This is a genomic window from Pantoea sp. A4 (assembly GCF_000295955.2).
Lineage (GTDB): Bacteria > Pseudomonadota > Gammaproteobacteria > Enterobacterales > Enterobacteriaceae > Pantoea > Pantoea multigeneris.
In genome coordinates this window covers 1-7174 of sequence record NZ_ALXE01000059.1, presented here as the reverse complement: position 1 = coordinate 7174, position 7174 = coordinate 1, and the positions used below count along the sequence as shown (strand labels likewise).

7 protein-coding genes are annotated in these 7174 nt (G+C 55.3%); 6 read left to right on the top strand and 1 reads right to left on the bottom strand.

Going from position 1 to position 7174, the window contains the following annotated elements; genetic code table 11:
- Nucleotides 1-352: 352 nt before the first annotated feature.
- Nucleotides 353-652: a SelT/SelW/SelH family protein gene (locus B880_RS0122510; protein WP_017349727.1), complete on the bottom strand. Its 300-nt coding sequence runs from the start codon at nt 650-652 to the stop codon at nt 353-355.
- Nucleotides 653-891: 239 nt separating this feature from the next.
- On the opposite strand from B880_RS0122510, the gene B880_RS0122505 reads away from it, so the two are divergent.
- The 6 genes from B880_RS0122505 to B880_RS27180 form a co-directional block, all read left to right on the top strand.
- Nucleotides 892-3288, top strand: coding sequence for a TonB-dependent receptor domain-containing protein (locus B880_RS0122505; protein ID WP_017349726.1), 2397 nt, complete (start codon nt 892-894; stop codon nt 3286-3288).
- Nucleotides 3289-3338: 50 nt separating this feature from the next.
- Entirely contained in the window at nt 3339-4370 is a 1032-nt protein-coding gene (locus B880_RS0122500; protein ID WP_017349725.1) for a hemin-degrading factor, read from the top strand.
- Nucleotides 4367-5188, top strand: coding sequence for a heme/hemin ABC transporter substrate-binding protein (locus B880_RS0122495; RefSeq protein ID WP_017349724.1), 822 nt, complete (start codon nt 4367-4369; stop codon nt 5186-5188). Before B880_RS0122500 ends, B880_RS0122495 begins: the two co-directional genes overlap by 4 nt.
- A complete protein-coding gene (locus tag B880_RS0122490) occupies nt 5181-6182 on the top strand; it encodes a FecCD family ABC transporter permease (protein WP_017349723.1) in 1002 nt (333 codons plus the stop codon). The genes B880_RS0122495 and B880_RS0122490 overlap by 8 nt, the downstream gene beginning before the upstream one ends.
- On the top strand, nt 6179-6958 hold the full coding sequence (locus tag B880_RS0122485) for a heme ABC transporter ATP-binding protein (RefSeq protein ID WP_017349722.1): 780 nt from the start codon (nt 6179-6181) through the stop codon (nt 6956-6958). Before B880_RS0122490 ends, B880_RS0122485 begins: the two co-directional genes overlap by 4 nt.
- Nucleotides 6918-7174, top strand: a 257-nt coding sequence (locus B880_RS27180; protein WP_036646665.1) for a hypothetical protein, incomplete at its 3' end; no start/stop codon positions are given. The genes B880_RS0122485 and B880_RS27180, both read left to right, overlap by 41 nt.

Here is a 7174-nt window from a genome sequence, read left to right as displayed (position 1 = left end):
GCCCGCTGCGCCTTGCCTAAGGCGGACTCCAGGTCGCGATAGAAACGCCCTGCCTCAAGCTTTTCACCCTCTGACGGGGTGGCGTAGTCCTTTAACCCCAGGTCTATACCCACGGCGGTTGTGCCTGCGGTCGGGGCGGTTTGGACCTGTACGCAGATATTGAAATACCAGCGCCCCCGGCTGTCTTCTGAAAAGCTCCCCGCGCGGAATATGTCTCCAGTCCGCAAGGACGCTATCTGGCCTGCCCGCTGGCCGAAAAATTTGCTATCTATCGGCCAGCGATTGTGACATTGAGTACGGCACAGGATCGCTTACTCTGGCTGAAGGATCACGAGCCGTCAACGCTGTAGCGTTACGCCTGCGGGTCCGCTTTCTTTTTATCTACATGTCCCAACGGACGATCCGGGAAGCAGTAATCGCGCACGCGCTGCTTAAGCGTCGAAGCGTCCGGGAAACCGCCATCTTGTTTACGTTCCCAGATCAAATGCCCATCAATCCGGATCTCAAACACACCACCGGTGCCAGGTTGCAGCGTGACGGCGGCGAGGTCATCGGCAAAGGTATGCAGCAGCTCTTGTGCCATCCAGGCGGAACGCAGCAGCCAGTTGCATTGCGTGCAGTAGAGCAGGGTAACAGTAGGTTTTTGTGACATGACAGACTCCGAATCAGGCCTATTTTTCAGCGCGAAATTGAATTAGCAAATCGTGCGGTAAGATACATCTTAACGTAAAGATTATTGATAAGCATTCGTGTTTGCATTACATTTTTTGCCGAAATCATTCTTATCATAAAATAACTCATTACTTTATAACGGGTTTTTAAGTCCGTTTTTGTCATCGGAAGCAAGCACCGTGAGCGAATACTAACAATTAAATCGGGTAATTCGCGTCTATGTCCTCAATTATTCAGGGATTAACTACACAACGTCTGTTCAAAACGGCGATACTGGCCTCGGCGATTCATGCGGCCTGTGGCTATGCTGCCACCAGCCAGGATCTGGCGATTTCTGACAAGAAAAGCGCGGGTAACGAGCCGGTGCTTACCGTTACTGCGCCACTGGAGAAAAAGCCGGGTAGCCGTACGGTGATCACTGCCGATCAGCTGCAAAAGCAGGGATCGAACAATTTCGGCAACATCATGCGCTACCAGCCGCTGATCACCGCACCTGGTGCTGCGGGCGGCGGTAACACCGGTAAAAGTGGTTACACCGGTGACCGCGGCGGTTTCACCGGCTACAACATTCGTGGTCTGGAAGATAACCGTGTATCCATTGACGTTGACGGGATTGAACTGCCGTTTGCCACCGGACGTAGCTCTGTTGGCCGTACCGGCTCGAATACCTTTGGCATTGGCCGTGGCGATTACATCGATCCGTATGTCTACGGCCAGGTGGGCATTGTGGAAGGGGCGACTGACGTCTCTTACAAAAACAACGCCTTGGGTGGCTCGGTCTCCTTCCGTCCGAAATCACCAGACGATTACCTGACCCCGGAAAAACACACCTATTTCGGTTATCAGAGTGATTACGACTCGACCGATCGTAGCTGGCACAATGGCTTTACCGCAGCGGGCGGCGATGAAACCCTGCGCGGTATTTTGGTCTACAGCCGCCGCGATGGTCAGCAAACCCGCAACAACAGCGGCACCATTGATGCCTATCCGGCCAACTGGCACTCTGATGCCTTCTCTGCCACCGGAATCTGGCAGCCAAACAGTGAGAATCAGCTGAGTGCTACGCTGGAGTTCTACCACAAAACCAGCCATACCAACTTTGACTACTGGGGCACTGGCACCACCTCGATCCTCGGGCGTGAAAACCAGAGCAGCAACACTCGCCGCTGGAGCGGTACGCTGCGCGACCTGTGGACGCCAGATAACAACCTGCTGATTGACAGCCTGGAAACCAGCCTCTCCTTCCAGCAGACTCAGGCGCATGATGACAGTGCGATACCTGCCAATGGTTCGAGCAGCGCCTATAACATCTACTCTGATTACAACACCAAGACTCTGAGCCTGGAAACCAAGGGTGAGAAAAGCTGGGCGTTTAACAAATTCAGCTTTGGGATGAACGGCAGCACCAACACGACCGAGCGTCCATACTCGCAAAGCCCAGCGCAAACCGTTTACAGCTATATTTCACCACCAGAAGCTAACAGCCGTACGCTGGCGTTTGGTGCGTTTGTTGAAGACACCATGAGCTGGGATCTGAACGGTCATACCTTCTCGATCATTCCAGGCGTGCGTTTCGCTTATCAGAACACCAAAGCGCAGGATTACTCAACGCTGGCGGGTGGCGCGGCAGATCTCACTACCAGTGAGATTGCTACGCTGTATGGTAAGCACTTCAATGATGCTCAACTGCTGCCATCACTGGTGTTCCAGTATGACCTGACGCCGAAGCTGATGACTTACCTGCAGTACAAGCGTGGTGCACAGTTCCCGAACGCCAGCCAGCTTTACGGTTCATGGAATCTGTCGTCTAACTACCTGTCATCCTACGGCGCGCAGTATGCGCTGCTTGGCAATACCGACCTGAAAACCGAGACCAGTAATAACTTCGAGTTTGGTCTGAAAGGTGAAGCGGTTGAAGGCGTGTCGATCTCAGCAGCGACCTTCTACAACAGCTACAAAAACTTTATCGATTACACCCGCTATTCACGTAGCAGCAGCCCGGAAGTCTTCACCAATATTCCGAGCAACATTTCGATCGCTTACCGCGCGGAGAACCGTGATAAAGCCTATATCTACGGCTTCGAGCTGGGCAGCAAGTTCAACTTCGGCACCTGGTTCCCAGAGGTTAACGGCCTGAGTGCGAACCTGGGCTTCGGTTACGCACAGGGTGCGTCTAAGTCCAGCTATCTGGGCGATAAGTACGTGCCGCTGGAGAGCGTGCCGCCAATTCGCCTGATCACCGGCGTGGCGTATGACGATCCAGAGCAGCGTTTTGGTGGTGCAATTACCGCTACCTTTAACCACGGTAAGCGCGCAACCTATACACAGCGTCAGACGTATACCAATACAGGTTCATCGATCGGGACGACCAGCGATAGCTACTATCAGAACATCCCAGGCTACGCGCTGGTGGATCTGACGGCGTACTATCGTATCAGCAAGAATGTGAAGGTGAGCGGGGGTATCTACAACCTGACCGATCGTAAATACTGGGATTACCTCAGCAACCGCGATCTGGAGTCTACCTCCAGCAAAACCGACCAGAATTACTATGACTCACAGCTTTCAATGGCGCCGGGTCGCACCTTCCAACTGGGTGTGAACGTCGACTTCTAATAACACAGTCTGCCCTGCGGTAACGCAGGGCATTTATATGGAGCAATGATATGAATCCGACTTATCAACAATACCTGGCGCTGAAAACAGAACATCCAAAAAAATATGCGCGCGACCTGGCAACCCTGATGGGTATTGGTGAAGCCCAGCTGTGTGAAGCACGCGTTGGCGTGGATGCACAAGCACTGAATACCGATTTCCCGGCGCTGCTGGCGGCCCTGGAAGCGGTAGGCGAAACCAAAAGCATTACCCGTAATGAGTACGCTGTGCATGAGCAGGTCGGTCATTACACCAACTTGCGTCTGGGTGAACATGCGGGTCTGGTGCTCAATCCGCGTGCGCTCGATCAGCGTTTATTCCCTTCTCAGTGGCACAGTGCTTTTGCCCTGAGCGAGCAGAGTCCGCGTGGCGAACGCCATAGCGTGCAAATTTTTGACCGCCACGGTGATGCGGTACTGAAGATCTATACCACCGAGAATACCGACATGGCGGCCTGGCAGGCGCTGATCGCGCAGTTCAGCACGGCAAACCCTGAAGCACTGGAATGGGTGCCAGCGGCGGCTAACAGTTGGGCGCAAGAGGTTGATGCCGCAGCGCTGGATAGCGCATGGCGTGAAATGACCGATGTGCATCAGTTCTTTGGCCTGTTGAAGCGTCATAATATCTCACGCCAGCAGGCTTTCCGTGCGGTAGGCGACGATCTGGCGCGGCAGGTCAGTAACGATGCGCTGGCTCAGATCCTCAACCTGGCGCAGCAGGATGCCAACGAGATCATGATCTTTATCGGCAACCGTGGCTGCACGCAGATCTTCACCGGTGCAATCGAAAAACTGATGCCGATGGAGAACTGGATCAACGTCTTCAACAGCACCTTTACCCTGCATCTGATGGAAAATCACATCAGTGAGAGCTGGGTAACCCGTAAACCCAGCGGAGATGGCTATGTAACCAGCCTTGAGCTGTTTGCCGCAGATGGCACCCAGATTGCGCAGCTGTACGGCCAGCGCACGGAAGGGACGCCAGAGCAGGCACGTTGGCGTGAGCAGTTAGAGACTTTGGCGGTGGCAGGGGAGGCAGCATGAAGCGTTTAAGCCTGCTGTTACTGCTGGTTGCGCTGCCTACCCTGGCGGCTGAACGTGTGGTGTCGATTGGCGGTGATGTCACCCAGATTGTCTATGCGCTGGGCGCGCAACAAGATCTGGTGGCGCGTGACAGCACCAGCATGCAGCCAGCGCAGGCCAATAAGCTGCCAGATATCGGCTATATGCGTAAGCTGAATGCAGAAGGCATTCTGGCGCTGCACCCTACGCTGGTATTAGCCAGCGAGCAGGCCAAGCCTTCGCTGGTCTTGCAGCAGCTGAGCCAGTCTGGCGTGAAGGTGGTTGAGGTGACGGGCGATAACAGCTTGCAGGCGATCTCCAGCAAGATCTCAACCATTAGCAAGGCGTTGCATCGTGAGCAGGAGGCAACGGCACTGGAAGCCAAAGTGTCGAAACAGCTGGCCCAGCTCTCCCATCAGCCGTTGCCGGTGAAAGTGCTGTTTATTATGTCTCACAGTGGAATGAAAGCGATGGCAGCAGGGACACAAACTGCGGCAGACAGCGCGATCCACGAGGCGGGCCTGGTGAATGCGATGGCGGCAGTGCCCCATTATCAGGAACTTTCACAGGAAGGTGTGGTGGCGGCAGCCCCGGATCTTGTGGTGGTGGGCTCTGATGGCCTGCAAAGTTTCGGCGGTGAAGAGAAAGTGTGGCAACTGCCAGGCCTGGCGCTGACCCCAGCCGGCAAGCACCATAATCTGCTGGTGGTCGATGAGATGGCGCTGCTCGGTTTTGGTCTGGATACGCCAAAAGCGATTGTGCAGTTGCGTAAAGCGGCTGAATCACTGAAACATGAGTAAAGGGACGCTTACACGCTGGCTGTTACTCATGCTGGTATTGCTGGTGGTGGCGATGGTGATCGCCGCCAATCTCGGTGCGATGCGTCTCTCTATCTCAGCGCTGTACCGCGCGCCGTTAAGTGATATCAGTTGGCAAGTCTGGCTCAATATTCGCTTACCCCGTGTGCTGTTAGCCGTGCTGTTGGGAATGGCGCTGGCGGTGTCGGGTGCAGTGATGCAGGGGCTGTTTCGTAACCCGCTGGCCGATCCTGGATTATTGGGGATCAGCAGCGGTGCCAGCCTTGCCGTGGCGATATCAATTATCTTGCCACTGGCTTTGCCGCCTTTTCTGGCGCTGTGGCTGCCGATGATTGCCGCCTTTATCGGCAGCTTGCTGGTGACGCTGCTGATTTTCAGCTTTAGCCGGTTAGCACGGGGTAATCTCTCCCGGTTGCTGCTGGTTGGGATTGCGATTAATGCGTTATGCGGCGCGGCGGTAGGCGTACTCTCGTGGCTAAGTAATGATGCCCAGCTGCGTACGTTATCGCTGTGGGGCATGGGCAGCCTGGGTCAGGCGCAGTGGCCTGCCCTGGCGGTATGCGGTGTGTTAATCGTTCCCGCCTTGTTGATGGTGCAGTTACTGGCACGTTCGCTCAATTTGCTGCAGTTAGGCGAGGAAGATGCGCACTATATGGGCGTGGATGTGAAACGCACCCAGCGCAAATTACTCATTCTCAGTGCATTGCTGGTAGGCACTGCCGTTTCGGTGAGTGGCATTATTGGCTTTGTCGGGCTGGTGGTTCCCCATCTGATGCGCTTTGTCCTTGGCAGCGATCATCGCTGGATGTTGCCTGGCTCCGCATTGGCCGGTGCGATCTTGCTACTGTTGGCGGACACGCTGGCGCGCACGGTGGTGATCCCGGCTGAAATGCCGGTAGGTCTGTTGACCAGCCTGATTGGTGGACCCTGGTTCCTGTGGCAGATCTTGCAACGGCAGCGGGGGATTGAGGAATGATCGATACGCTTCAGGCTGTAAATCTGACTTATACGCGCGGATCGCGCAAGTTGATTGACGATCTTAATGTCACGCTCTATCCCGGTGAAATGGTGGCGTTGATTGGCCCGAACGGTGCCGGTAAGTCGACGTTGTTGCGTCTGTTAACCGGCTTTTTACCGGCGGACAGCGGGGAGTGTCGTTTAGGGCAGCAGGCACTGACGGAGTGGGATCGGGCGAAGCTGGCACAACGCCGTGCGGTGATGCGTCAGCAGAATGTGATGACGTTTTCTCAACCCGCTGAGGATGTGGTGGCGATGGGGCGCGCGCCCTGGCCTTCACTGTACAGTGCCAGCATTGTGCAGCAGGTAATGGCCATGACCGGCTGCGATGAACTGGCAAAGCGTGACTATCGCCAGCTCAGTGGGGGTGAGCAGCAGCGGGTACAGTTGGCGCGCGTGCTTAGCCAGTTGTGGCAAGACGACGCACCGCAAGGTTGGCTGTTTCTGGATGAGCCAACTTCCGCGTTGGATTTGTACTGGCAGCAGCAAACCCTGCGTCTGTTGCACAAGCTAACGCGTCAGCCCCGTTTGAGCGTGTGTGCCGTGGTACACGATCTCAATCTGGCGTCGTTGTGGGCTGACCGTATTTTGCTGTTGCATCAGGGGAAGTTAGTTGCGCAGGGCACGCCACAAGAGGTGATGACCGAAGCAGTGCTGACCCGCTGGTATCAGGCGGATGTTCAGGTGACGCGCAATGAAGAGAATGGCCGACCGCATATTCAGCTCAGGCAGTGAGTGGGGTATTGCATCGTACTTGTCCTCCCAAATCGTGGAAAAGAACCAGGATTTGGGGGTGACGATCGGAAGTGTCTTGGTGCTGATTTGGACCATTATTGCTGAGTGCCGAGAAGCCGCTATGGATTCAGGTGGAAGGTCAGACAATGGGGGGTATGACTGCAAAGAAATCCGCATCCTGCGATCCGCTGGCACATCCATGTGCCAGAGGCATTT